Source organism: Bacillus sp. PK3-067, assembly GCF_056738645.1.
The window spans coordinates 1,947,728-1,972,949 of the sequence record NZ_CP096490.1 but is presented as its reverse complement, the minus strand read 5'-3'; the positions used below and the strand labels follow the sequence as shown (position 1 = coordinate 1,972,949).

Genomic DNA, 25,222 nt, shown 5'->3' with positions numbered 1-25,222 from the left:
CTTATTTAGATGCTAATCTTTTTTCAATTTAAGCCATTTATTAACGGTTATTCCCTCTGTAAACAAAAACGAGGCCTTCCATATTAGACCTCGTTTCGTTTTAACCATTAGCTCCTATCCGTTTACAGCAGTATTATTTTTTCAATTCATTAGGAATACGTCTTCTGTAAATTACATAGCTACGGCTTATATATTTAATTGGGGCACTAAATACATGTACTAGTCTTGTAAATGGCCATACTGCGAATAAACCCATCCCTGCAAGAATATGAATTTTAAACCATACTGGTACTTCCATCATATATTCAACTTTCGGTTGGAAAATAAAGAGGCTTCGGAACCAAGGGCCAATTGTTGTACGATAATCAAATCCTTTTGAATCGATATTTAAAAATGTTGAAGAAAGTCCTGCTAGCATTACGATAAGTAATAAAATAAGCGCAATATAATCTCCCTTTGTACTCGTTGCAATGATACGTTTTACAGTTACGCGGCGGTACGTTAATATAATTAAACCGATGATAGAAGCAACACCTGCCGGAAGCCCAAAACTAATTGCTACTACATGATACATATGCTCAGAAATACCTATTGAACGGTATACAGCTTCTGGAATTAATATCCCCATAACATGACCGCCAATTACGAACATAATCCCAAAGTGGAATAATAGACTTCCGATTCGGAGCATTTTCTTTTCTAATAGTTCACTAGATTTTGATGTCCATCCAAATTGATCATAGTTGTATCTAAAAATATGTCCACCGATAAAGATTGCAAAAATGATATAGGGAAACAATACCCATAGAAATTGATCCATCATTTTAACAACTCTCCTTTCTAATTTGTCTGTACACCCCATGTATCGATAGCGAGTAGAACAGCCGCAAGAATTGGTTCATACATACTACCTGCTTCTTTTAACTGAACGTGTAATGCTTGTATGTTCTCCTTGTATTTACTCATAATTGGTTCACTGTCTTGCTCATTTGCATTTGCAAAAAACTCAAGCAATAGCGGTAAATAATCAGGTAACTCTTTATCTGTTACTTCAAAACCTGATTTTTTATAATGCTGCTTTAACTCTAGTAATTCAATCCCTCTTTCTCTTTGTTCACCAGTGTTCATATACGTTAAATACATATTCGTCTTTTTACCAAAATCAAATGTATATACGTAACCATCAATGAGTTGATCGTTCGTTTTATTTAGCGCTTGTTTTATAAATGCTGTAAGTGAAGCTTTAACATCGTCCTGTTCAATCGCTTCCATCTCTTCTTGTAATTCAGTTAAAGTTTCTCTCCACCCGATTTCTGGGTAGGAGAGAAGAAATGAAGAACATGAAAAAGCAGTTTGTAAACTTTGTTTCATATTTTTCCGCCCCCATTATTTAAGAAATTGTCATACAAGAGCCTGGACCACCTGCGAATGATAAACCACAGCTTCCTTGTTCACTATATAAATCTGCAACTTGTTCTCTGTGAGATGTCGGGATAACAAAACGATCTTTATATTTTGCGATAGCAAGAAGACGATACATATCTTCTACATCCTGTTTCGTTAAGCCAAGTTCTTTTAATACAGCTTCATTTGGTTCTTTATTAATTTGCATTGCTCTCATATGCGTTCGCATAACAGCCATTTTTTTCAATGTAAGACGAATATGTGATTCATCTCCTGCAGTGAGTAAATTCGCTAAATATTGAATTGGAATACGCATATTATCAATAGCAGGGAAAATCTCTTCTGCTTGCCAGTTACTACCTTTTCCCTCCACCATATTCATAATTGGGCTAAGCGGCGGGATATACCAAACCATTGGCATTGTACGATACTCTGGGTGAAGAGGTAGAGCAATTTTCCAATCGATAATCATTTTATAGATTGGTGACTGTTGTGCCGCTTTAATCCATTCTTCAGGAATGCCTTGTTTTTTCGCTTCAGCTGCCACTTCTGGATCATTTGGATCTAGGAAAACAGTAAGCTGAGATTCATATAAATCTTTTTCGTCTTCAACAGACGCTGCTTCTTTTACTTTATCAGCGTCATATAGCATTACCCCAATATATCTGATACGTCCTACACATGTTTCTGAACAAATTGTTGGCATACCAGCCTCAATACGTGGGAAACACATTGTACATTTTTCAGCTTTATTCGTTTGCCAGTTAAAATACACTTTTTTATATGGACAAGATGATACGCAGAATCTCCAAGCACGACATGCATTTTGATCCACAAGTACAATCCCGTCTTCTTCACGTTTATACATTGCACCAGATGGACAAGATGATACGCACGATGGATTCATACAATGTTCGCATATGCGTGGTAAATACATCATAAAGACGTTTTCAAAATCTGTTTTAATTTCTTCTTCCATTTTCTTTACGTTCGGATCTTGTAACCCTGTTATATGTCCGCCTGCTAAATCGTCCTCCCAGTTTGGACCCCATTCAATTTTGTCGATAAATTCGCCTGTAATTGCTGATTTCGGACGAGCAACTGGTTGATGCTTACGCTGTGGGCTATTTGTTAATGTTTCATAATCATAATTCCAAGGTTCAAAGTAATCATCAATTGTTGGTTGATCTGGATTGTGGAAAATGTTCATAAGACGCTTCATTTTCGAACCAGATTTCAGCTGAATTTCACCATTTTTCAATTCCCAGCCGCCTTTATATTTATCCTGATCTTCCCATTGTTTCGGATAACCAATTCCAGGTTTTGTTTCTACGTTATTGAAATACATATATTCAGCACCTGGACGATTTGTCCAGGTGTTTTTGCACGTTACGCTACAAGTATGGCAGCCGATGCATTTATCTAGGTTCATTACCATTCCGACTTGTGCTTTAATCTTCAAGCCAATCTACCTCCTTCAGTTTGCGAATTACAACGTTTAAATCGCGCTGGTTCCCAGTCGGACCATAATAGTTAAATCCATAACTTAATTGACCGTATCCACCAATCATATGTGTCGGTTTTACGTGAATTCGAGTTGGACTATTATGCGTTCCCCCGCGGTTACTTGTTAATTTCGTACCAGGTACGTTAATGTGACGATCTTGCGCATGGTGCATAAATGCCATTCCTCTCGGTATACGATGCGTTACAACAGCACGCGCTACAACAACACCGTTACGATTAAAGCACTCAATCCAATCATTATCTGCAACACCCGCTTCAGCAGCGTCCTCTTTATTCATCCAAACAGTTGGACCACCTCTAAATAGCGTTAACATCGGTAATGAATCGAAGTACATACTATGAATCGACCACTTATTATGCGGTGTTAAATAGTTTAGTGTAATCTCTTTCCCTTCTACTTCGGGCCGTGATTTACGGAACGGTTTATGTTGCAGAATTGGTTTAAATGTTGCCATCGTTTCACCAAATTCTTTCATCATGTCATGGTCTAAGTAGAAAGATTGTCGACCAGTTATCGTTCTCCAAGGGATAAGACGTTCCACATTTGTTGTAAACGGTGAGTAACGGCGTCCACCTTTTTCTGAACCTGTAAATGCTGGAGAAGTAATTACTGTTTTCGGCTGTGCTGTAATTTGTTCGAATGTGAAGCATTCCTCTTCACGTTCTTCTGCTAAATCACGTAATTTTAGATCTGTTTGTTTTTCAAGTGCTTCCCATGCTTTTACTGCCATATGACCGTTTGTTGTAGAAGATAGTGTTAATACCGCTTCAGCAGCATTGATTGCTTCTTTTATGTCTGGGCAATCTTTCGCGATAGAATCCGTTCGAACAACTCCTAATTTGCTCTTTAATTGCTCATATTCTTTTTCCGCAGACCAAGAGATCCCTTTCGTACCAATCGGTTGTTTTCCGACATTCGGTCCAAGCGCAGTCATTTTGTCATAAATCGTTTTATAATCTCTTTCGACAACATGAATTTGTGGCATCGTTTTACCCGGGATTGGTTCACATTCACCTTTACTCCAATCTTTAATCTTGCCAAGTGGTTGCGCTAATTCTTGCGGTGTATCATGAAGAAGTGGTGTTGCAACAACTTCTTTCATTGGTTCAAGATCAATTTTCTTCGCTAAATCTGACACAGCTTTAGAAAGTGAAGTGAAAATATCCCAGTCAGAGCGTGCTTCCCACGGTGAACCGATTGCTGGATTAAAAGGATGCACAAATGGATGCATATCTGTACTACTTAAATCATGTTTTTCGTACCAAGTTGAAGCTGGTAATACAATATCAGAATACAGTGCTGTTCCAGCCATACGGAAATCTAAATTAATGAGTAAATCAAGCTTCCCTTCTGGCGCTTCTTCATGCCACTTAATTTCTTCTGGTCGTAATGAATCACTATCGTCATTCATTAATCCGTTTGTTGTACCTAGTAAATGTTTTAAGAAATATTCGTGCCCTTTACCGGAACTTGAAATTAAGTTCGCACGCCATACGAATAAGGTGCGCGGGAAGTTATTTTTGTTATCTGGATCTTCAATTGCAAATTTCAGTTCTTTTTCTTTTAGTTTTTGTGCAACATATTTTCCGATTTCTTCTTGTGTTGTTGCACCAGCAGCAACAGCTTCTTTATATAGTTCAATTCCATTTTTCTCAAATGTAGGATAAGAAGGTAACCAGCCGAGTCGTGCTGCTAATACATTGTAATCACCGTGATGTTGATAACGAGAGTTTCCTTCCACTGGTGATGCTAAATGTCCAACTGGTGTATCTTCATAGCGCCATTGATCTGTTACGAAATAGAAGAAAGATGTACCATTTTGTAATTTTGGTGGCCCTTGCCAATCTTTTGCCATCGCGATTGTTTGCCATCCTTCTGCTGGTCGTAATTTTTCTTGCCCAACGTAATGCGCCCAGCCACCGCCGTTTACACCTTGTGCCCCGACGAGAAGTACAAGATTTAAAACTGCGCGATAAATCGTATCTGAGTTAAACCAATGGTTAATACCAGCTCCGACAATAATCATTGAGCGACCGTTCGTATCAACAGCATTTTGTGCGAACTCACGAGCGATTTGAATGATTAGCTCTCGTTTCACTCCTGTTATTTTCTCTTGCCATGCAGGTGTAAATGGTACATCATCATTGAAGTCTTTCTGTTCTTGTCCGCCGAGACCTCGGTTCACACCGTAATTTGCTAACGTTAAGTCGTATACAGTTGTAACGAACACTTCGCCTTCTTCTGTCATAACCTTTTTCACTGGAATTGTACGTTCTAATACTTTGTTTCCATCATCAGAGAAGTACGGAATTTGTACAGTTCCAATCGATTCTTCCATTCCAAGTAAAGAAAGACGTGGATCAATCTTTTCACCTGTTTCTTCATCTTCTAAACGCAAGTTCCATTTCTTTTCGTTATCCCAACGTGAGCCCATTGTGCCATGAGGTGTTGCAAAATCATTCGTGTTCTCGTTCCAAAGAACAGGTTTCCATTCTCCTAACTTCGTTTCGCGTCCAATATCAGCAGCGTTTAAGAAACGATCAGCAACGAATTGATCTCCTTTTTGTTTCAATGTGACAAAGAAAGGAAAATCAGTATATTGCTTCGCATACTTTGTGAAATATTCCACTTGATTATCTACGTAAAATTCTTGTAAGATCACATGCCCCATTGCCATCGCAAGTGCACCATCTGTACCTTGTTTCACACTAATCCAATCATCCGCAAACTTTGTAGATTCAGCGAAGTCAGGACTGACAGAAACGACTTTCGTTCCTTTATATCGAACCTCTGCTAAAAAGTGAGCATCTGGTGTTCTCGTCATCGGTACATTTGAACCCCATGTCATAATGTAACCAGAGTTATACCAGTCACTACTTTCTGGTACATCTGTTTGATCACCCCAAATTTGCGGAGAAGCTGGTGGTAAATCTGCGTACCAATCATAGAAACTAAGCATTGGTCCACCCATAAGTTGCATAAAGCGACTACCAGCTGCATGACTTAACATCGACATAGCTGGAATTGGCGAGAAACCAACATTTCGGTCTGGACCGTATTTCAATACTGTGTATAGTAATGAAGCAGAAACAAGTTGTAACACTTCATCCCAATTCGCACGAATGAATCCCCCTTTACCACGCGCCTGCTTATACGTACGTGCTTTTTCAGGGTTTTCCACAATGCTTTTCCAAGCGCCTAATGGGGACTCGTTATTTTGTAATTCTTCTTGCCACATATTCCAAAGAACACCACGTACATACGGATATTTCACACGAAGCGGACTATAAATGTACCAAGAAAAACTCGCTCCACGTGGACATCCTCGTGGTTCAAAATCAGGCATGTCAGGACCTGTCGTTGGATAGTTAAGCTCCTGTCCTTCCCAAGTCACAATTCCATCTTTCACATATATATTCCAACTACATGAGCCAGTACAGTTTACGCCATGTGTAGAACGAATTACTTTATCATGCTGCCAACGCTTTCTGTACACATTTTCCCATTCGCGATCTTCATATGTTTCTTGTGTATGATTATCGTTATAACGATCTATTGGTGAAAAATATTTTAAACGTCTCATTAGTGCTGAAGGTTTTTTCTTCATACTGTTCACTCCTTTAATACGTCTCTCTTACATACCCTTACTATAAGAGAGGTTGTAAAATACAGATGTGACATTTCGCACAGTTCAAGAGATTGTCAAAAATTCAGTAGAAAATAAGTTTGTGAGAAAATCTTGTGTTCCGTTGTGAAGATTATGGTTAATCTTAATTATTAGGAGAATGGTATTTTGAGGTATCGACTATTTTGCAAAAGAAAAAGAGTTTTGATATTATTTCAAAACTGCCATAAGGAAAAGAGTATAAATTGTATGTAAAAATATTTTTCCCAATGTTATTATTTTATATCGAGTCTTATTTTACATAAAACTACAAATCATTATTTACTGTATTGCCCTTAGTTACGGAAACAATTATACTAGATGTAATTGAAATAAATAATCTGAATATTCTCAGAATTTAAGTTAGACCTTTACTATCTACATATAGAATTAGAAATATGTCCACTAAATTGATTAGAAAACGATAATAACATTAGGAGGATTACGATGCCCCAGCTTGATTCATTACATCCCACTGTAGAAAAAATAATCAATAATATTGAAAAAATAATGGTCGGAAAACGAAAAGAAACAATCTTAGCTTTGACAGCTCTCTTAGCTGAAGGTCATGTGCTATTAGAAGATGTTCCTGGTGTCGGGAAAACAATGCTAGTACGTGCTCTTTCTAAATCCATTGATGCTGATTATAAGCGAATTCAATTTACACCTGATTTATTGCCGTCAGATGTAACAGGAGTTTCTATTTATAATCCGAAAGAGCTCCAATTTGAGTTCAAGCCTGGACCAATTATGGGGAATTTTGTACTTGCTGATGAAATTAATCGTACATCTCCAAAGACACAATCTGCTTTACTTGAATGTATGGAAGAAGGCAATATTACAATAGATGGCATTACAAGACCTTTACCAAAACCGTTCTTTGTCATGGCTACACAAAATCCGGTCGAATATGAAGGAACATATTCTCTACCAGAAGCTCAGCTCGATCGTTTCTTATTGAAACTAAAAATGGGATATCCTACACCAGAGGAAGAATTTGAAATTTTAAACCGGATGGAAAAAACAAATCCACTCTCTCAATTACAAACCATTACTACAATACAAGAATTACTTTATTTACAACAAAGCGTACGGGTAGTAAGTATGGACAAAGCAATTAAGCATTACATTGTAAAGCTTGTTAATCAGACTCGTACGTACAGTTCTATACAGTTAGGTGCAAGTCCACGTGGCTCGATTGCTTTAATGAAAGCTTCACAAGCTTATGCATTTATCCATGGCAGGAATTATGTTATTCCAGACGATGTTAAATTTTTAGCTCCTTACGTTTTAGCACATAGACTCATTCTAAAAATGGAAGCAAAATTTGAAGGAATAACTGGCGAACAAGTTATCGCAAAAATCGTTGCACGAACTACCGTGCCTACTCAAAGGACGATGAACCCTTGATGAAACGAATGCTGCGAGCGCTATATCACGTTATAAAGTTATTGCTACTCCCTTTATGCCTAGTCTTAACATTTATGTACGCTATGTTTCAAGGCGGGTTTGTCAGTTGGTTTTTGTTTTACAGCATAATTCCCATTGCTCTTTATTCGCTACTACTCCCCTTCTACGCTTTACGGGACGCTGAAGTAAAGCGAATAACAAACCAAAATGGATATGTAGTAGGAGAACAATTTGTAAGCACGATTACAATAAAAAGAAAATTTCCTTTTCCCTTACTTTATTTAGTTATAGAAGATGAACTGCCACCACAATTTATAAGTTGTAAACAAACAAAGATGAATAAGGTAGTACTCTTCCCAGGATTGAAACGAAATATTTCGTTTCAATATGTTATTGACACAATCCCTAGAGGCGAGCACACTTTTTCAAGCGTTCGTGTCAAAACCGGCGATTTATTCGGCATGATAGAGAAAGAAGTAACTTTTTCAGTTCCAGATACATTTTTAGTCTATCCCCAGTATGTAGATATAGCATATCGACAATTGGAAAATCATTTCGAACAAGGAGCGCTTTCAGCAAATATAAATTCAGCAAAAGACTCTACAATCTCTGTCGGTGTCAGAGACTATAAACCTGGTGATCGCTTTTCATGGATTGATTGGAAAGCAACTGCACGAACAAACAATATTATGACAAAAGAGTTTGAACAGCAGCGCAGCCATAATGTCATGATATTCATAGACAGAACCGAGTCTCCTCTATTCGAATCAGTCGTCACATTTACTGCCTCTATCGTAAGGGCTGTCTTGAAACAAAATTCACCAGCATCATTCGTGTCTATCGGAAAAGAACAAACTATCTTCCCTTTAGACAATGGAGATACGCAGTTACAACAAATCCTTTGTCATTTAGCAAAAGTGCAAGCAGACAGTGTATTCCCGCTCTCCCAGAGTGTAGACATGGAACTAAAAAAAATTTATGAGCCCGTCACGGTTATACTCGTGACCAGTAATCTTTCTCCCGATATTCAAAAGGCGGCTGATTGTGCTGCTATAAAAAATAGAAAATGTATGGTTTTTGTCGTGAAAGAAAAAGCGAATCAACTTTCACACCGAGAAATCAGTATAATAGAAACTCTAAAAAAACGACAAATATTTGTAAACACGGTTTATGAAAACCGGTATACAAACGTGTTTTTTGAGGTGAGCAAATGATAACATTACAAACAAAATACAAGTGGGATACGAACAGATTCTTTATGCATGCATGTGTATTTCTTCTTTTACTAGAATGGCTAAGACCTCTTATAGGCATTACAAATGTAGGTAGATTAGATATTTTCGTAACATTTATAGGAATTTGCTTCGCTCTCTCTTTTTTTCAGACGAGGTGGCAGATTCCAATAAAAATTATCACAGTCCTATTTATCATTCATTCCCTATATTATAAAAATGCTTTTATAAATCTATCTTGGCTAACAACATTCTTTTCTGATATGTCTCGAAATTCCTCCCTATTTTTCCAAGGGAATTTACTAGATATTTCTCCAGTTTTTCCGACCGTTTTATTTTTTCTCTCATTTTGGTTTTTGAGTTCTTTCACTTCATTTTGGATTATTCATAAAAAACGTGGGTTTCTATTTCTTGTATTGACTATTATTTATATCGCAACTTTTCATAACTTACATTTATACAATGCAAACTACGCTATTATTCGAACTGTTGTCATCGGATTTTTTATGCTTAGTCTTCTTCAAGTAGAACGAATAAAAGAGCGTGAACACTTACAAAATTATGCTAGGGAAATCTCAAAATTACTTAGACCACTTACAATATTTATTGTATTATTAGCAACCATCGCATACTTTGCTCCAAAATTTGGCCCTCAATGGCCAAACCCAATGGATTTTTTAAAATTCAACACATCTGAAGCAAGTAAAGAACAAAAAGTTTCTACAATTCGGTATGGTTTAGATGACTCGCGATTAGGTGGTCCTTTTAAGGCGGATCCTACAATTGTTTTCACAGCACGAACGCAAAACAAACACTATTGGAGAGTAGAAACAAAAGATTTCTATACAGGAAAAGGCTGGGAAATTTCTGAAAATCCGAAAAAGATTTCTTTTAAAAATAAAAACGACGTCGTAAGCTGGTACGAACAAAATACAAAAACGGAAACGACTGAGGCAACAATTACCATGCAAAAAAGTTACCCTCACCTTACCTATCCAGCAGGATTAGTATCAGTTGAGGCTTCTTCTGATGTATCATACAGTGTTGACCCGTTTTCAGAAAAAATTTATACAATGAATGAAGACTCTTCTACTACTTTACATTCGTATAAAGTAACATATGAGATCCCTGAGTTTTCCATAGAAAACTTGAAAGCTGTAAAAACAAATGAAGGTCAAGAAACAAACCCTTATTTTATGACAAAGTACACACAACTTCCCGAGTCATTACCACAGCGCGTAAAAGACTTGGCTGTCAATCTTACAAATGATAAAGACAACCGATATGATAAAGTATTAGCTATTGAAAATTACTTCACAGACAACTCTTTTACATACGAATCAACGAATGTCTTATTCCCTGCCAAAAGCCAAGATTATGTAGATCAATTCCTTTTCGATACAAAAAGCGGCTACTGTAATAATTTTTCGACGTCTATGATTGTACTACTTCGTTCTGCAGGGATTCCTGCTCGCTGGGTAAAAGGCTATACAGAAGGAACTCTTGACAATACACTTGCCTCTGCAGAAGGTGCGGATGTTTATACAATCACGAACGATAACGCACACTCTTGGGTCGAAGTATATTTCCCAGGATACGGATGGATTCCATTCGAACCAACAAAAGGATTTACCAATCCCTATAATTTTATAAATAATACGCCTGCTCCTATTTCACAAAATAGCGAAGCAAATAATTCTAATAACGAGCAAATACAACAACGAAATAATGAAGCAAAACTTAAAAGTTTAATAGAAAATACAGAAGAAGCTTCTACTAAAAAGGTCACAAATTCTAAAACTAGTTTTTCTTGGTGGTACGTATTCCTCTCTACGATACTAATTAGTATTATAGGATACATTCTCTTCACCACTAGAATGAACTGGATGACATTTCTTATTATTCATTTCTATAAATACCGAAAAAATGATGCTGTTTATCAAAAAGCTTACGGTGCACTTTTAAAACAATTTGCGAGAATTGGCATACCACGGAGTGAAAGTCAAACATTCCGAGAATACGCTCTCCATATCGATACACTTTACAACTCGGCCGATATGCAACAACTTACTGCCAGTTATGAGAACGCTATGTATAAACAGGAGCAGGCTGCAGAAGAATGGAAGAAATCTGTACACTTATGGGAAGTGCTTATGAAAAAAGCAGCTTCTCTACCTAAATCAGATGGCTTTGATACAGTTATTTAATCTTGAAAATGTGAGTTTAAAGAAAACGTCTCAAAGAACTACATTGTTCTTTGAGACGTTTTTTAATAAAGTGAAACTCCTAATTATTCTCCAAGCACCTTCTCAATCTCAACCTCTAAATCTACCGGCTTCGTCTGCGGAGCAAAACGCCCTACTACTTTCCCGTCTTTTCCGATTAAAAACTTCGTAAAATTCCATTTCACTGCTTTCATACCAAGTAAACCTGGTGCTTGTTCTGTCATGTATGTATATAGAGGGTGAGCCTTATCACCTTTCACATCAACCTTTGCAAACATCGGGAAGTTTACACCGTAGTTTAATTCACAAAAACTAGTAATGTCCGCTTCTGTACCTGGTTCTTGTCCCCCGAATTGGTTACAAGGAAATCCGAGTATTTCGAGTCCTTGGTCTTTATATTTATCATATACCTCTTGTAATCCTTTATATTGTGGTGTGAAACCACATTTGCTAGCTACATTGACAATAAGAAGTGCTTTTCCTTTGTAATCTTTTAACGATTTTTCTTCACCTGTAATTGTTTTAGCTGAAAAATCATAAACTGTCATTGTCTTTGCCCCTCTCTTCACTATCATTCTATGTTTATACTATACTACATTCGTGAATATACAGCTCTTATTACGTACTTATAAGTTGTAATGATAGCGCTTTATTTCTGTTCGAAAATTCGACACAAACTACTAGACTTTTATGATGGAAAGTTTTACAATTGAATTGTGAACAAAATGTGACAGTTTATATTCCATTATAAAAGAAAAGGATGGTGTTCATTATGAAAACTGCACAACATGAAACGATTTCAAATCGCGAGTTTTATTTCGTACTATATATGATGTTATTGTATGTTACTGGCTGGGTAATCGATGTAAATGGTTTATTCTTAAGCTCCTACTTTAATTTAGCAGGAGAGATTATGCTTCCATTAGTAGGCGGGATTGTTGGACTGTTCATTATGTCTGTTAATAAACAACAAACGAAATAATAATATTACAAAAAGGCAGAAGACGAGCTTCGTTTTCTGCCTTTTTTCTATTTTAGCGTATAATAAAAACATGCAGTATATAAGGAGTGGTAACTATGAAAAAAGTAGAGCAATTATCTTCTCACCTATATCTTATTGATGATTTCGATTTACAGCATAATGAACGAACAGGTACGTACGTTTTATTAGGTGACGATATTACTTTAATTGAAACTTGTGCAGCCCCTTCTCTTCCGTATATTTTAGACGGCTTACAACAATTACATATTGATTTAAACGATGTTAAAAACATTATCGTTACACATGTGCATTTAGATCACGCTGGCGCAGCTGGTTTAATGATGGAAAAGTGCCCAAATGCTACGTTATATGTGCATTCTCGTGGTGCTCGTCATATGATTGATCCAACAAAACTTATTTTAGGTGCAAAAGCTGTCTACAAAGAAGATTTCGATAAACTCTTTGACCCAATTCTTCCAATTGAAGAAGAACGTGTTCATATTGTACAACATGGTGATATGTTAAAAATTGCAAAAGACCGCACCCTTACATTTTATGATACACCAGGACATGCGAAGCACCATATTAGCATTCACGATTCATTAACAAACGGGATTTTTACTGGCGATACAATTGGAATTTATTATAGAGAACTCGCAGACGTTGATGTAGAGTTATATCTACCATCAACGTCCCCTTCACAATTCCAACCAGATGCGATGATTGCTTCTAAAAATCACATTCAAAGCATGAATGTAGATACTATTTATTTCGGTCATTACGGCGCATCCTCTCATGTTACAGAAGTATACAATCAATTGGAACATTGGCTACCTATTTTCGTTCAGACTGGTAAGGAAGTCTTTGACAAGTATAATGATTTCGATGAAGCGACTAAAGCTTTACAAACTTTGTTAATGGATAAAATCTCTTCTCATCTTACAAAGTTAAACGTTCCATCAGATCATTCCGTTTATAATATTTTACATTTAGATATAGAAATTAGCGCAATGGGCATTATTGATTATTTCACGAAGCAAGAAAAAGCAAACTCCACTATTAACTAACAGTAAAAGAAGAGATATACAACAGTAGTTATTGTATATCTCTTCTTTTTTTGAATATATTTTGAGTAAAGGATGGTGGAATATAATGCAAAAATTGATGCTATACCTCTGCTTCACATTATTTATCGTCTTATTATTATTTGTAGGAGTAAAAATTCAATTTTATTTAGATACAGATGCACAAGTGAACTTTAACGTTTATCCAAGATTATTCTACTTTACACTCTTCCCTCTTATAGTTGGCATTTTATTACGATTCCTTCAATCTATTAATCGCGAAACGAGTAAACAAAACTGGAGCTTTCAACCGGATAAATTTATTGCTATTACAGTGCCTACACTATTCATTTCCTTTTCCCCAGCACTACTCTTTTCACCACTTGCCGAATACCTACCTTATTTAGTTAATATTATTCTAATAAATACAACTTTTGTTACGATTATTAGTTTAATAGCTGGTTATTCCCTTTTAGATTGTTTTATACAAAAGGACAATGCAACGATGAAAAAATATAATTGAATGCTTTATTTAATCGTGCAAGTCAAGGATTGTACTGCCTTGGCTTGTTTTTAGAATACTTATATTCCTGTATAATACAGTTATCGAATAAATTTCGGAGGAATGATACAATGTTTTTTCAATTTTTTCTACTAGCAGTCATTATGTCTTTTATTAGTGGTAGACTCATTGGTACAAAACTAAATCTTTTCAAACAAGCAAGTGCAGCCACTGTAGGTGTTTCACTTACGTCTGCTCTGTATTGGTTTTTATATTTACGTTATCAAGATGAATCGGTTGTCGGTGTTGATAGATATTTTTGGCTAGGAAGCTCATTAATTGTATCGATGCTTTGTTACCTAGTTTTTGAATTATTTGATCCTATTAGGCGTGGCGAAATGGATGACTTAGTAACGGAAAGCCGAAATCCTATTTCAAAATTCTTCGCTAAGATTGGTAGACAAAAAAGATATATGCGCGTCTCTTCTATTGCAATAAAACACGGAATGGGAAAATATTTAGCTTTAAAGCGCTCACCAGAAGCAGATCGTAAGCTCGCCACTTCACTTCGAAATACACTAGAAGAATGCGGTGGTGTATTTATTAAATTCGGACAAGTTTTATCAACTCGCTCTGATTTATTACCACCTGTTTTTATTCACGAGTTATCAAACCTTCAGGAAAATGTAACACGTTTATCACAAAAACAAGTTGAAGAAATATTGAAAAAGGAACTACATACACCAAAAGATGAAATCTTCAGCTCCTTTGAAATGGAACCGTTAGCTGCCGCCTCTATTGGCCAAGTACATAAAGCAAAGTTGAAAGAAAACGACCAGGATGTCGTCGTTAAACTACTACGTCCTAATATTTCTGAGACAATTAAACGTGACTTAGATATTTTAATTCACTTTTCTTTATGGATTTCCAACAAATCAACTTGGGCTAAAAATATCGGCTTTCTTGATTTAGCACATGGCTTCTCTATCGCAATGAAAGAAGAAATTGATTTCAAAATTGAGGCTCGTAACTTCGAACAAGTGTCTGATTCACTAAAAAATAGTGAAACGAAAGTAAAAATACCGAAAGTATATAAAAAATACAGTAATTCAAAAATACTTGTGCTTGAATTTTTAGATGGAGTAAGTGTTAAAAGTGGGTCAGCATTATTAAATGAATTACAAATTGATACGAAAAAAGTACAACGGCAACTCTTTGATTGTATTTTAGAGCAAATTTTCTTTAAAGGTATTTTCCATGCAGACCCTCATCCAGGTAATGTGTATATTCTTCGTGATGGCACTCCTGCATTACTTGATTTCGGTTCTGTCGGAAGATTAGGAACCCTACAACAAGATGCATTCAAGCGGCTACTTATTGGCTTTGAGCGCAAAAATTCATATGTCTTGCTTGATGGACTGCTTCAATTAGTTGAAAAGAAACCAAATGTTGATAAAGAAGGATTAGAACAATCTATCAGCCAATTATTAATCCAAAGTACGTACGGCTCTACAAACGGTTCTGAAGAATTTATTCAAGGGTTGTTTCAAATAATCGCTGAGTTTGAATTAGCGTTTTATCCAATGGTTGCAGGGGCTTTCCGCTCTCTAATTACGCTAGAAGGAACGATGCTGCAACTAAATCCCGAATTCAATTTAATGGACGAAGCGAAGCGCTTTGCGAAAGATCATGCAGCTAGTTTCATGCCAGTTAACAATTATTCTAGTTTAAAAGAAGCTGCAACAAACGAATTACTCGCTATGTTACCTGCCATGCGACGCATTCCTAGAAAACTAGATGATTTAAGTTCAAAACTAGAAAACGGAGAACTATCCGTTAAGGTTGGCTTTTTCTCTGACGAAACAAATGCATCGTTTATTACTACATTTATCTCACAATTCCTCATTGCGTTTATTGGAACTGCATTTGGTGGGATTTCGGTAGGCGTATTGCATTTAGCAAACAGTGCGACAGAGCCAAATGATCAATTTTTAAGTGTCGTTGGTTACGGTGGTTTATTTATAAGTGCGATATTACTTGTAAGAGTCGCTATTCATGCGGTAAGAAAATTTAAGTAATAATAAAATGAGTATACAATCACGTAGATTGTATACTCATTTTTTATTGTTTACATAATCAATATGTAATAGTTAAACGAAAGAAAGCTTTGAGCTTTTCTACTTATCGCACCTTTTCATCTACATACTCCATAAACTGCTCCGCTTTAATAAATCTTTCTTTGTACGCCTCAGGTACTTCTTCTATTTTTATTGCACCAGTTGATTTTGTCTTCACTCGTACTATTTCATGTGTCATTAAAGCTTCCATATAGCGATCAAACTCTTCTTGCGTTAATACTTCTTTACTAGATTTATGACCATTTAATTTATCAAAGTATGGTTGAAGGCCCATACTTACCTTTTTCATTTCTTCTCTTTTTGCTGGTGATAATCCATCATAATCTATATTACCGTTCGAATCTCCGTACGCAAGCTTTGCATTAGTTAATTTTTTCAGTTCTTTTGTAAACTCTTCATATTCCTTCGCACCCATTTCATCTTTCGCTTCTGATAATTTTGCATTAAAACGCATATACGTTTCTAATGTCATTGCTCCGGCATGTTTTTTTAAATTCTCAAAAGATCCATATATACCATCCGCCATAATAGATTGGTACGCAAAACCTGTCGTCGGGATTAAAAGAGCTGCTGCAAGTACTCCTGCGATAAGGCGTTTCTTCCTCTTACTCCCGCCGTGCTTCATTTTTATTTGCACGATTACTTTTTCTTTTAAATCCGGCGGGGCAACAATACCCTTTGCTTCTTCTTGTATAGATTCCCTAACTCTACAATCTAAACTCATTTCACATTCCCTACCTCTCCTAAAAAAATTTCTTCTACTTGCTCTTTTTGACGTAGTTTCTTTAATGCCGCATGAATTCTAGATTTCACTGTACCGATTGGAATATGTAATATTTGTGCTACTTCTTCTTGTGAATAATCGTGTAAGTATCTTAAGATAATAACTTGTTTCAATTTATACGGTAATTTATGAATGAGTTCGATTAGTTTTTGGTTTGATATTTTACTTACAACATCGTTAGAAAAATCAATTTGCACTGGCTTTCTTTGCTCTTCTGCTTTTTTTATAATTCGTAGTCGCATCCACCTCTTTCTTCTATAAGAATGAATTTGTTTAATCGCAAGCCCAATTAGCCAAGGGCGAAATGGCTTCTCGCTATCATATTTACGAAGCGATTCATATAGCTGTATGTATACTTCTTGAACGACATCATCTACATCCGTTTTATCTTCAATTAAAAAATGTGCTGTTTTATATACTTCTTGAATCGTTACATCATACAATTCGCTATACGCTTCTTTATTGCCTGATAAAGTTAATTGAATTAAATGTGCGTAATCTATTTCACCCTTCATATTCCAGCCCTCCTTTGTCTTACACTATATATTGGCAGGTAATTCATATTTCGTTCGATTTTTCCGAAAAAGTTTTTTATATAAATTAATATAATGATCCACTGAGTTCATAAGCTTCACTTATAACCACACATAACTATTATATAATTTTCCAATTTCTGATAAAGATTTAAAATAATTTATATAGTCAAATTTAGGAGGACATATAATGAAAGCTATCGTTGTAACGTCGTTCGGTGGTCCTGAAGTGATGAAATATACAGATTTTGATATACCGGCTATTTCAGAAGATCAAGTTTTAATTCGCGTAGTTGCTACTAGTGTAAATTTCGCTGATATTAAATCACGTTATGGTAAAAAAGGAAATAAAGCACTACCTTTTATTCTAGGTATAGATGCCACTGGTATTGTAGAACGTGTCGGTTCTCATGTGAAAAATATTCACCCTGGACAACGTGTCATTGCTTTTCCTCAAAATGGATCTTACGCAGAATACGTTGTTGCAAATGAAAATCTTACTTTCGTATTACCCCATGAAGTTGACTTTCAAACTGCAGCCGCTTGTCCAATCGTATCTTTTACAAGCTATAATTTACTCGCAAATGTTGCAAGGCTTCAACAAGGTGAATCTGTACTCATTCATGCGGCTGCTGGCGGAATTGGCACTACTGCTATTCAACTTGCTAAACTATTAGAGGCTGGAACAGTTATAGGCACTGTCGGAAGTGAAGCAAAAAAAGAAATTGCTTTAGATGCTGGAGCTGATTATGTTATTTGTCATCAAGATGAAGATTTTGTAGAGAAAGTCAATGAACTGACAAATGGTGAAGGGGTTGATGTAATTTTAGACTCTATTTCTGGAACGGTTTCTGAAAGAAGTTTAAACTGCCTTGCTTATTACGGTCGCCTCGTTCATTTCGGTAATGCTAGCGGTGAAATTGGTAACTTTCAAACGAAAGATTTACATGCAAGTTGCCGCTCTATACTCGGTTTTAGCTTTGGAACCACACGAAAAAAGCGTCCTGAACTGCTCCAAGAAACTGCAAATGAAGTTTTCCGTTATTTGCGTGACGGACGTTTACAAATTAAGGCTACGAAATCTTTTCCACTTCAAGATGCAGGGAAAGCACATGAATGGGTCGAAAGTAGAAAAAGTACAGGGAAAGTAATACTAACTGTTCAGTCCTCTTCCTGAAATGAATACTGGAAACAGAGGTGGCATTCATGGGATCACGAATTATGCATGTTATTATCGCTAACGGTATTGCTGAGAAACTATCTATTCACGATAAGACTTCTTTCTTACTTGGAGCTGTAGCCCCTGATGCTGTTCATTCAAAAAAAGAAAAAGGAACCTCACATTTTTATGCCGGTACAACGAAGAACTATACGAGAAGAATAGATTATGATTCATTTTTTCATAAATATGAATCACATATAAATTCCCCATTTATTTTAGGCTATTATACCCATCTCATCGCCGATGATAATTGGCTAAGTGGATTTTTTCTACCTTGGCTAAAAAATAGAATAGAGAATGACGAAACTATCGCACCCCTGTACTATAACGATTTTAAATTGTTAAATGCAAAGTTGCTTCATCATTACGATCAAGAACAACAGCTTTTCTCTCTTCTCAATCAAGAGGCTCACATTGTGGATATTGAAGAGGTTTCTAAAGAAAACGTTTTAGCTTTTCGAAAGTATCTTTTTGAAGATATGTTGTATCCAAAGCAATATTTGCATGAAGACTTACAAGTATTTACGTTTGACCAAATCGTTGGCTATATTGAGACAGCGATTGAAAAAGGAGTATTTTTTATTAAACAACTCTCTAATGAAAAATCCACTTCAAAAATTTAATCCCCCTCAAATATATTTGAGGGGGATTTTCACATAGCAATATTATTATTGGTTCTTCTCCATAACCGCAAAATAATTCCCTTCGCTATCAGCAAAGTTAAACACTTTACCAGAAGGCATAGTTACCATTTCTCCAACAGTAACATTTTTGTTTGTTAAATCTGTATATAATTGATCAAGATTTTCTGAGAAGAACATTAAGGACGGTGTACCAAGATTCAATTCTGGGCTCATTTTAGAAATAACTTCTTTATTATGTAATATAATGCTCGTTTCTGCACCGTTAGTCGGAGCAATTTCAATCCATCTCATTCCTTGCTTGTTATCTTCCTCTGCTACTACATGAAACCCTACCTTTTCCGTCCAAAAATTTACTGCCTCATCTTGATTATTTACATATAACATAATTTGTCCTACTTTATGGATCATTACATTTCCCCCTAATGGTTTTTATATTCTATGTAGCTTTCTACAAATACTATCGTTATTCCTTTTGAGTTGGTATGTACTTCTTTGCAAAATTTATCGACTGACTCATCCCATCCAGTTCATCAAAATAATCATTTCTTTCAATCATGTTATATCCGTCGAATCCAATTTTATCTAATACTTTGAAGAATATATCGAAATCTACTTCACCATTCCCTGCTGCGACTTCTATATACTTAGTTGAACGATCATTTTTCACTTCTTTACAATCTTTAATATGAGTTTGTACTATATAATCTTTTAATAGTAATAAACCTTCTCCCGGATTTTCATTTACATCACTTATTATATTTGCTGGGTCAAAGTTAACAGCTAGTCCTTTCGAGTTTGCAGTTTCTAAAAATCGTTTTAATACTATTGCTTTTTCAGATCCCGTCTCAATGGCGAAGAATCCTCCAAATCTGAACGCTAAGTCCCCTATTTCATTACAAACACGTAGCATTTTATCATAGTAGGCACTTTTTTCATCATCTGGAACTTTTCCAATATGAGCTGTTATGATCTTTGCCCCAAGCCCCAAACCTCTGTCAGTAATATATTTAAACTGATCTATTGCACTCTCAGCTTCTATTCCCATAATTCCATTTTCTCCAAAACTAATTGCTAATGATGGAATCTTTATTCCATTAAAAGATAAGCTTTTCTTTAAAGCATTCCATTCTACCATTGAGATATTAGCTAAGTTAAAGTTTTTATTCATAGCATATAATTGAATATATTCTAAATCCCATTCCCTTGCTTTTTGTATTCCTTCGTTTACTTCAATATGTTTCGTATTTAAAAACATTCCTAATTTCCTATCCATATGTGTACCTTCTTTTTATTATTTCGTGTCAGTTTAATATTCGACTTTTTTTATATTATTTCCTCGTATAAACCAAATAAATAAACTACCCTTTTTTCGATACTCCCAGTAGAAGCATATATATGATAGGCACATTAAAAACACTAATACAATTCCCATTATCGCTTGTTTACAAACAAAAAAGACGTAACTACAAATGGTTACGCCTTCCCTATCATTTATCTAGGCTTTTTCTTCCCAGTAAATGCTGGTTTCTTTTTCTTTGGTGCTTTCGGTTTCGTTTCTACAAATGATCCCTTGAACATTTCTTGCTTCGTAAATACGATGCCTAGTTTTTTCGCAAATTGTAGTAATTTACGCTCTTCTTGTGGTGTTACAAGAGACACGACAGTTCCTTCTTTACCCATACGTCCAGTACGTCCTGAGCGGTGAATATATTGGTCTACTGTGTCTGGTAACTCTAAATGAATTACGTGTGTTAAATCGTCAATATCGATACCGCGTGCTGCAATATCAGTAGCAAGTAGAATTTCTAATTTCCCTCCGCGGAAAGCACGCATTGTCGCTTCACGCTCTTGTTTACTTGCTTCTGCATGAAGAGCTGCTGCTTTCATTTTACGGAATTTCAATTTCTCAGTAATTTCATCTAAACGGAATGGGTCGTTTAAGAACGCAACTGCTTTTACATCGCCCATATGCATAATTCTTCTTACGTAATCATTTTTTTCGCGTCGCTCACAAATGATATACGTATGCTCAACTAAGCTTTTTGATTCTGCACGTGTTACACGTACTAATTGTGGTTCCACTGCTAAATCACGTGCCGCATCTTCTGCCGCTTTTGTCATTGTCGCCGAGAAGAATACTAATTGACGATCGCGCATCGTTGATTTAATTACATCTTGCACTGCGCCCATCATTTTTTGCTTTACAATTTGATCAAACTCATCAAATACAATTGTTTTTACTTCATGCATTTTTAGCTTTTTCATACGAATTAATTCTAAAATACGGCCTGGTGAACCGACAATTACTCTTGGGTGTTTCTTTAATTTTTCAACTTGGCGCTTAATATCTGCACCACCAATTAAAGATGCACCTGAAATTTCAGTTCCTGCTGTAAACTTTTGAACCTCTTCATGAATTTGCATTACAAGTTCACGTGTTGGCGCTAAAACAACAACTTGTGGCTGTTTTACTTCAGGATTAATTTTATGTAAAAGGGGTAATAAGTACGCTAATGTTTTTCCTGTTCCAGTTGGAGATTCAGCTATAACGTCTTGTCCTTCTAAAATAGTTGGAATCGCTTGTTTTTGAATTTCAGTTAACTCTTTAAAACCAGCCTTCTCCCAAGCTTGTTGTAAAAATGGTTGCATATCTTTTATCATTTGTTTTTCTCCTTTATCTCTATTTTTGAAGAAAATGCTGTATTGTTCGCACCGTTTCTATCATGTGTGAAATAACAGCTATTAAATCATCAACATGGTCTTCTGTAATCGCTTTTTGAAATAGAACCTCTACCTTATTATGATATGAAATCGCTTGCTTATTATATTCGTATGAAACTTTCTGCATAATCATTCTTTCTTTTCCCCATATAGAACGCATTAATGTTTCAATTTCTTCACATTTTACTTCTGGTTGTTCTAACGGGAATGAAAATGCTAGCTTCATCTCACAACCTGGTGTAAACTGAGGCACTTCTAGTATTTCACCAGACAAGTTCTTTGCATCCACAGATAATGAAAATGTTGCTTCTACTAATGGTTCAAACGGTTCTGTTAATTGAAATGAGATATGATATATACGACTTAATGAAGCAAGATCCATCATATCTTTTCGATCTGTTACAAGAATATCTCCATGTAGATCAAAATCATACACAGCACCTTCTACGATTACTTTTAAATTGTCAAAAGCAGTTGGATCAAACATAATTTCCTCCAAAAAACAGGCGCCTTTCGATGGAAAGGCGCCACTTGATGTATATATAGTTTACAGATAAACGAGATGAATTACAACCTTTTAGAATAAACCTACTGCTTTTCCATCTTCATTTACATCCATTTGAAGTGCTGCTGGCTGTTTTGGAAGACCTGGCATTGTTAACATTGTACCTGTTAACGCAACGATAAAGCCTGCACCGATCGATGGTTTTAGCTCACGAATTGTAACGATAAAGTCAGATGGACGACCTAATTTTGTTGCATCGTCAGAAAGAGAGTATTGTGTTTTCGCCATACAAACTGGTAGATTACTCCAACCTTCTCCTTCATATTGAGCTAATTGCTTACGTGCTTTCGGAGCAAATTCAATATCTTTTGCGCCATATACTTTTTGAGCAATTGTACGAATTTTTTCTTCTAATGGTAATTCTAATTCATAAAGTGGTGCGTAGTTGTTTTCACCTTTTTCGATTTCTTTTAGTACTTTTTCAGCAAGGTCAACTCCGCCTTGGCCACCTTTCTCCCAAACTTCTGTTAAGGATACTGCATAGCCACGCTCATTACACCACTCTTGTAAGTATGTAACTTCTGCATCTGTATCTGTAATGAATTTATTAATTGCAATTACGAAAGGCACACCGAAGCTTTGAATTGTTTCAACATGCTTCTGTAAGTTTTCCATACCTTTTGCTAATGCATCTACATTTTCTTCTTTTAATTGATCTTTTGCAACGCCGCCATGCATTTTAAGCGCACGAATCGTCGCAACAATAACAACTGCTTCTGGTTTAATGCCAGCTGCACGAGCTTTAATATCTAAAAACTTCTCAGCACCTAAATCAGCACCGAATCCAGCCTCTGTAATAACATAATCACCTAATTTTGCTGCCATTGTTGTAGCGATAACACTGTTACAACCGTGAGCGATATTCGCAAATGGTCCGCCATGAATGATAGCTGGTGTATTTTCTAACGTTTGTACTAAGTTCGGCTTTAATGCGTCTTTTAATAATAGTGTTAACGCACCTTCTACACCTAAATCTTTAACCGTTACAGGTTGATTTGCAAAGTTATAAGCAACTACGATGCGAGATAGACGCGCTTTTAAGTCTTGAATATCTGTTGCAAGGCAGAACACGGCCATAATTTCAGATGCTACTGTAATGTCAAAACCGTCTTCACGTGGTACACCTTGTACAGGTCCACCCAGACCAATTACTACGTTACGAAGGGCACGATCATTTAAGTCAACACAGCGTTTCCAAACAATTTTACGCGTATCAATTCCAAGTGTGTTTCCTTGTTGGATATGATTATCAATAAACGCTGCTAATGCGTTATTGGCAGTTGTGATCGCATGGATATCTCCAGTAAAGTGAAGGTTAATGTCTTCCATTGGTACGACTTGTGAAAAACCGCCACCTGCTGCTCCACCTTTTAATCCCATCGTCGGTCCAAGAGATGGTTCACGAAGTGCAATTACTGTTTTCTTACCAATTTTGTTAAAAGCTTGACCTAAACCAACTGTTACTGTTGATTTACCTTCTCCAGCTGGAGTTGGGTTAATCGCTGTTACTAAAACAACTTTACCGTCTTTCTCATCTTGTAAGCGCTTAAAAATATCAAGAGATAACTTACCTTTATAATGCCCGTATGGCTCTAATTCATCTTCTAAAATATTTAAATCAGCTGCAATTTCTTGAATCTTCTTCATACTCGCTTCTTGTGCGATTTCAATATCGGATTTCACTGTTGTAGTAGTTGTCATATACCCTAGTCCCCCTTTAATTGGTTCTGATGATATTGTATCAGTTTTTTGTATTTTCTGCACTTATTTACCTCCTAAAAATTCTTTCATTTCTTTATACGTTTTTTAACATAAATACCCATAAGAATGTTAACGATTGTTGTAACTCTGTAGGTAGTTGACCTAACATCTTCTCATTTACTCCGCGCTTATATACGCCGATGCCATCTATAACTTTAAAACCTTGTTCTTTCGCTAACTGTTCAAATTCCCAAGGCATCATCGTATTACAAACAACGTCTTTTCCATACAAGCGAGGATAACTGTTCTCTCGTGGCTTTGCTGTCGGCCCTAAAATTGCAATACATGCATATCCATCTTTCTTTAACACACGCTTTATTTCATTTAACGCTCGTAATGGCTCTTCCGTCCATTCTAAAGAATTAATTGCCATAATTGATTCAAATTGCTCATTTTCAAATGGTAATGCAGAAAGATCTCCTTTTATAAAAGATAAATTCGGTCCTTCTCCGCGCTCCTTACCTTTTTGAATCATCACTTCCGATAAATCTACTCCCACTGCTTTATAGCCTGCGCTACTTAATTTATATGTACCGTACCCATCACCACAACCAACATCGAGCACTTGTGCTTCTTTCTTCACGTATTGTTCAAAAAACGGAATAATTGTACTTCTGCTACCACTGTCCCACATCTCTTGACTATTTTGATTCCAAAACTCTGCGCTACTATCCCATTTCTTTTCTGCTGATTCATGCCAATTAAATTTCGTCATACATTCCCCTACCTTCACGCTTTATCACTCATTTCATTCTATATCATTTTCCAAAATTCCTGTTTTATCTTCATAAGGAGATATACATGCTAATGAAGGAATCTTTATTCTCCAATTTTTGCTTTACT

The 25,222-nt window shown here is 36.0% G+C and carries 22 protein-coding genes; 9 read left to right on the top strand and 13 right to left on the bottom strand.

Going from position 1 to position 25,222, the window contains the following annotated elements; all coding sequences use genetic code 11:
* Positions 1–133: 133 nt before the first annotated feature.
* Genes narI through M1D73_RS10245 form a run of 4 tightly spaced genes read right to left on the bottom strand, consistent with a single transcriptional unit; the run spans position 134 to position 6,539 of the window.
* On the bottom strand, positions 134–823 hold the full coding sequence (gene narI / locus M1D73_RS10260) for a respiratory nitrate reductase subunit gamma (protein ID WP_000969212.1): 690 nt from the start codon (positions 821–823) through the stop codon (positions 134–136).
* Positions 824–840: 17 nt separating this feature from the next.
* Positions 841–1,371, bottom strand: a complete 531-nt coding sequence (gene narJ, locus M1D73_RS10255) for a nitrate reductase molybdenum cofactor assembly chaperone (protein ID WP_025688299.1) — start codon at positions 1,369–1,371, stop codon at positions 841–843.
* A gap of 19 nt (positions 1,372–1,390) precedes the next feature.
* Complete coding sequence (gene narH, locus M1D73_RS10250) at positions 1,391–2,866, bottom strand: nitrate reductase subunit beta (protein WP_025688298.1); 1,476 nt, start codon at positions 2,864–2,866, stop codon at positions 1,391–1,393.
* Positions 2,856–6,539 carry a nitrate reductase subunit alpha gene (locus tag M1D73_RS10245; RefSeq protein ID WP_098212423.1) on the bottom strand — a complete coding sequence of 1,228 codons (3,684 nt, stop codon included), beginning with the start codon at positions 6,537–6,539 and terminating at the stop codon, positions 2,856–2,858. The genes narH and M1D73_RS10245 overlap by 11 nt, the downstream gene beginning before the upstream one ends.
* A 504-nt stretch (positions 6,540–7,043) precedes the next feature.
* Here M1D73_RS10245 and M1D73_RS10240 point away from each other — a divergent pair.
* The 3 genes from M1D73_RS10240 to M1D73_RS10230 are packed head-to-tail and all read left to right on the top strand — an operon-like array spanning position 7,044 to position 11,445.
* Positions 7,044–8,006, top strand: coding sequence for an AAA family ATPase (locus M1D73_RS10240; RefSeq protein ID WP_001135810.1), 963 nt, complete (start codon positions 7,044–7,046; stop codon positions 8,004–8,006).
* Positions 8,006–9,220, top strand: a complete 1,215-nt coding sequence (locus M1D73_RS10235; RefSeq protein ID WP_000827532.1) for a DUF58 domain-containing protein — start codon at positions 8,006–8,008, stop codon at positions 9,218–9,220. Before M1D73_RS10240 ends, M1D73_RS10235 begins: the two co-directional genes overlap by 1 nt.
* The gene (locus M1D73_RS10230; protein WP_121868337.1) at positions 9,217–11,445 is read left to right on the top strand and encodes a transglutaminase TgpA family protein; all 2,229 of its coding nucleotides are present in this window, start codon (positions 9,217–9,219) and stop codon (positions 11,443–11,445) included. The genes M1D73_RS10235 and M1D73_RS10230 overlap by 4 nt, the downstream gene beginning before the upstream one ends.
* Before the next feature lie 83 nt (positions 11,446–11,528).
* Here the strand turns inward: M1D73_RS10230 and bsaA are convergent, their stop codons facing one another.
* Positions 11,529–12,011, bottom strand: a complete 483-nt coding sequence (bsaA, locus tag M1D73_RS10225) for a glutathione peroxidase (RefSeq protein WP_000219440.1) — start codon at positions 12,009–12,011, stop codon at positions 11,529–11,531.
* Between the two features lie 224 nt (positions 12,012–12,235).
* Between bsaA and M1D73_RS10220 the strand changes: the two genes are divergently transcribed.
* The 4 genes from M1D73_RS10220 to M1D73_RS10205 all read left to right on the top strand — a co-directional run bounded on the left by M1D73_RS10220 (position 12,236) and on the right by M1D73_RS10205 (position 16,089).
* Positions 12,236–12,445: a DUF3925 domain-containing protein gene (locus M1D73_RS10220; protein ID WP_000844985.1), complete on the top strand. Its 210-nt coding sequence runs from the start codon at positions 12,236–12,238 to the stop codon at positions 12,443–12,445.
* Positions 12,446–12,540: 95 nt separating this feature from the next.
* On the top strand, positions 12,541–13,512 hold the full coding sequence (locus tag M1D73_RS10215) for an MBL fold metallo-hydrolase (protein ID WP_000754964.1): 972 nt from the start codon (positions 12,541–12,543) through the stop codon (positions 13,510–13,512).
* Between the two features lie 85 nt (positions 13,513–13,597).
* Positions 13,598–14,032, top strand: a complete 435-nt coding sequence (locus tag M1D73_RS10210; RefSeq protein WP_001170914.1) for a hypothetical protein — start codon at positions 13,598–13,600, stop codon at positions 14,030–14,032.
* Between the two features lie 110 nt (positions 14,033–14,142).
* The gene (locus tag M1D73_RS10205) at positions 14,143–16,089 is read left to right on the top strand and encodes an ABC1 kinase family protein (protein ID WP_121868338.1); all 1,947 of its coding nucleotides are present in this window, start codon (positions 14,143–14,145) and stop codon (positions 16,087–16,089) included.
* A 103-nt stretch (positions 16,090–16,192) separates the two neighbouring features.
* On the opposite strand, the gene M1D73_RS10200 is transcribed toward M1D73_RS10205, so the two are convergent.
* Both M1D73_RS10200 and M1D73_RS10195 read right to left on the bottom strand, forming a co-directional pair.
* Entirely contained in the window at positions 16,193–16,873 is a 681-nt protein-coding gene (locus M1D73_RS10200) for a DUF3600 domain-containing protein (protein ID WP_000050673.1), read from the bottom strand.
* Positions 16,870–17,448, bottom strand: a complete 579-nt coding sequence (locus M1D73_RS10195) for a sigma-70 family RNA polymerase sigma factor (protein ID WP_000675556.1) — start codon at positions 17,446–17,448, stop codon at positions 16,870–16,872. The genes M1D73_RS10200 and M1D73_RS10195 overlap by 4 nt, the downstream gene beginning before the upstream one ends.
* Before the next feature lie 208 nt (positions 17,449–17,656).
* Here M1D73_RS10195 and M1D73_RS10190 point away from each other — a divergent pair, with 208 nt between their 5' ends.
* Both M1D73_RS10190 and M1D73_RS10185 read left to right on the top strand, forming a co-directional pair.
* A complete protein-coding gene (locus M1D73_RS10190) occupies positions 17,657–18,643 on the top strand; it encodes a quinone oxidoreductase family protein (protein WP_000644620.1) in 987 nt (328 codons plus the stop codon).
* Between the two features lie 29 nt (positions 18,644–18,672).
* A complete protein-coding gene (locus M1D73_RS10185) occupies positions 18,673–19,311 on the top strand; it encodes a zinc dependent phospholipase C family protein (protein ID WP_000535623.1) in 639 nt (212 codons plus the stop codon).
* Between the two features lie 45 nt (positions 19,312–19,356).
* Here the strand turns inward: M1D73_RS10185 and M1D73_RS10180 are convergent, their stop codons facing one another.
* The 6 genes from M1D73_RS10180 to M1D73_RS10155 form a co-directional block, all read right to left on the bottom strand.
* Complete coding sequence (locus tag M1D73_RS10180) at positions 19,357–19,740, bottom strand: VOC family protein (protein WP_000581478.1); 384 nt, start codon at positions 19,738–19,740, stop codon at positions 19,357–19,359.
* Between the two features lie 55 nt (positions 19,741–19,795).
* A complete protein-coding gene (locus M1D73_RS10175; protein ID WP_000375203.1) occupies positions 19,796–20,605 on the bottom strand; it encodes a sugar phosphate isomerase/epimerase family protein in 810 nt (269 codons plus the stop codon).
* A 218-nt stretch (positions 20,606–20,823) separates the two neighbouring features.
* Positions 20,824–21,993 (bottom strand): DEAD/DEAH box helicase, encoded by a 1,170-nt coding sequence (locus M1D73_RS10170; protein WP_000588613.1) that lies wholly within the window; start codon positions 21,991–21,993, stop codon positions 20,824–20,826.
* Positions 21,994–22,012: 19 nt separating this feature from the next.
* Positions 22,013–22,540: a hypothetical protein gene (locus tag M1D73_RS10165; protein WP_000460219.1), complete on the bottom strand. Its 528-nt coding sequence runs from the start codon at positions 22,538–22,540 to the stop codon at positions 22,013–22,015.
* 90 nt (positions 22,541–22,630) lie between these two features.
* Positions 22,631–24,319: a formate--tetrahydrofolate ligase gene (locus M1D73_RS10160; protein WP_014482011.1), complete on the bottom strand. Its 1,689-nt coding sequence runs from the start codon at positions 24,317–24,319 to the stop codon at positions 22,631–22,633.
* A 94-nt stretch (positions 24,320–24,413) separates the two neighbouring features.
* Complete coding sequence (locus M1D73_RS10155) at positions 24,414–25,094, bottom strand: class I SAM-dependent methyltransferase (protein ID WP_000160049.1); 681 nt, start codon at positions 25,092–25,094, stop codon at positions 24,414–24,416.
* Positions 25,095–25,222: the final 128 nt, after the last annotated feature.

What these genes read in the sequence shown, in the direction of transcription:
- narI (WP_000969212.1), bottom strand. Translation starts at nt 823, where the DNA reads ATGATGGATCAATTTCTATGGGTATTGTTTCCCTATATCATTTTTGCA.
- narJ (WP_025688299.1), bottom strand. Translation starts at nt 1,371, where the DNA reads ATGAAACAAAGTTTACAAACTGCTTTTTCATGTTCTTCATTTCTTCTC.
- M1D73_RS10245 (WP_098212423.1), bottom strand. Translation starts at nt 6,539, where the DNA reads ATGAAGAAAAAACCTTCAGCACTAATGAGACGTTTAAAATATTTTTCA.
- M1D73_RS10240 (WP_001135810.1), top strand. Translation starts at nt 7,044, where the DNA reads ATGCCCCAGCTTGATTCATTACATCCCACTGTAGAAAAAATAATCAAT.
- M1D73_RS10235 (WP_000827532.1), top strand. Translation starts at nt 8,006, where the DNA reads ATGAAACGAATGCTGCGAGCGCTATATCACGTTATAAAGTTATTGCTA.
- M1D73_RS10230 (WP_121868337.1), top strand. Translation starts at nt 9,217, where the DNA reads ATGATAACATTACAAACAAAATACAAGTGGGATACGAACAGATTCTTT.
- bsaA (WP_000219440.1), bottom strand. Translation starts at nt 12,011, where the DNA reads ATGACAGTTTATGATTTTTCAGCTAAAACAATTACAGGTGAAGAAAAA.
- M1D73_RS10220 (WP_000844985.1), top strand. Translation starts at nt 12,236, where the DNA reads ATGAAAACTGCACAACATGAAACGATTTCAAATCGCGAGTTTTATTTC.
- M1D73_RS10215 (WP_000754964.1), top strand. Translation starts at nt 12,541, where the DNA reads ATGAAAAAAGTAGAGCAATTATCTTCTCACCTATATCTTATTGATGAT.
- M1D73_RS10210 (WP_001170914.1), top strand. Translation starts at nt 13,598, where the DNA reads ATGCAAAAATTGATGCTATACCTCTGCTTCACATTATTTATCGTCTTA.
- M1D73_RS10205 (WP_121868338.1), top strand. Translation starts at nt 14,143, where the DNA reads ATGTTTTTTCAATTTTTTCTACTAGCAGTCATTATGTCTTTTATTAGT.
- M1D73_RS10200 (WP_000050673.1), bottom strand. Translation starts at nt 16,873, where the DNA reads ATGAGTTTAGATTGTAGAGTTAGGGAATCTATACAAGAAGAAGCAAAG.
- M1D73_RS10195 (WP_000675556.1), bottom strand. Translation starts at nt 17,448, where the DNA reads ATGAAGGGTGAAATAGATTACGCACATTTAATTCAATTAACTTTATCA.
- M1D73_RS10190 (WP_000644620.1), top strand. Translation starts at nt 17,657, where the DNA reads ATGAAAGCTATCGTTGTAACGTCGTTCGGTGGTCCTGAAGTGATGAAA.
- M1D73_RS10185 (WP_000535623.1), top strand. Translation starts at nt 18,673, where the DNA reads ATGGGATCACGAATTATGCATGTTATTATCGCTAACGGTATTGCTGAG.
- M1D73_RS10180 (WP_000581478.1), bottom strand. Translation starts at nt 19,740, where the DNA reads ATGATCCATAAAGTAGGACAAATTATGTTATATGTAAATAATCAAGAT.
- M1D73_RS10175 (WP_000375203.1), bottom strand. Translation starts at nt 20,605, where the DNA reads ATGGATAGGAAATTAGGAATGTTTTTAAATACGAAACATATTGAAGTA.
- M1D73_RS10170 (WP_000588613.1), bottom strand. Translation starts at nt 21,993, where the DNA reads ATGATAAAAGATATGCAACCATTTTTACAACAAGCTTGGGAGAAGGCT.
- M1D73_RS10165 (WP_000460219.1), bottom strand. Translation starts at nt 22,540, where the DNA reads ATGTTTGATCCAACTGCTTTTGACAATTTAAAAGTAATCGTAGAAGGT.
- M1D73_RS10160 (WP_014482011.1), bottom strand. Translation starts at nt 24,319, where the DNA reads ATGACAACTACTACAACAGTGAAATCCGATATTGAAATCGCACAAGAA.
- M1D73_RS10155 (WP_000160049.1), bottom strand. Translation starts at nt 25,094, where the DNA reads ATGACGAAATTTAATTGGCATGAATCAGCAGAAAAGAAATGGGATAGT.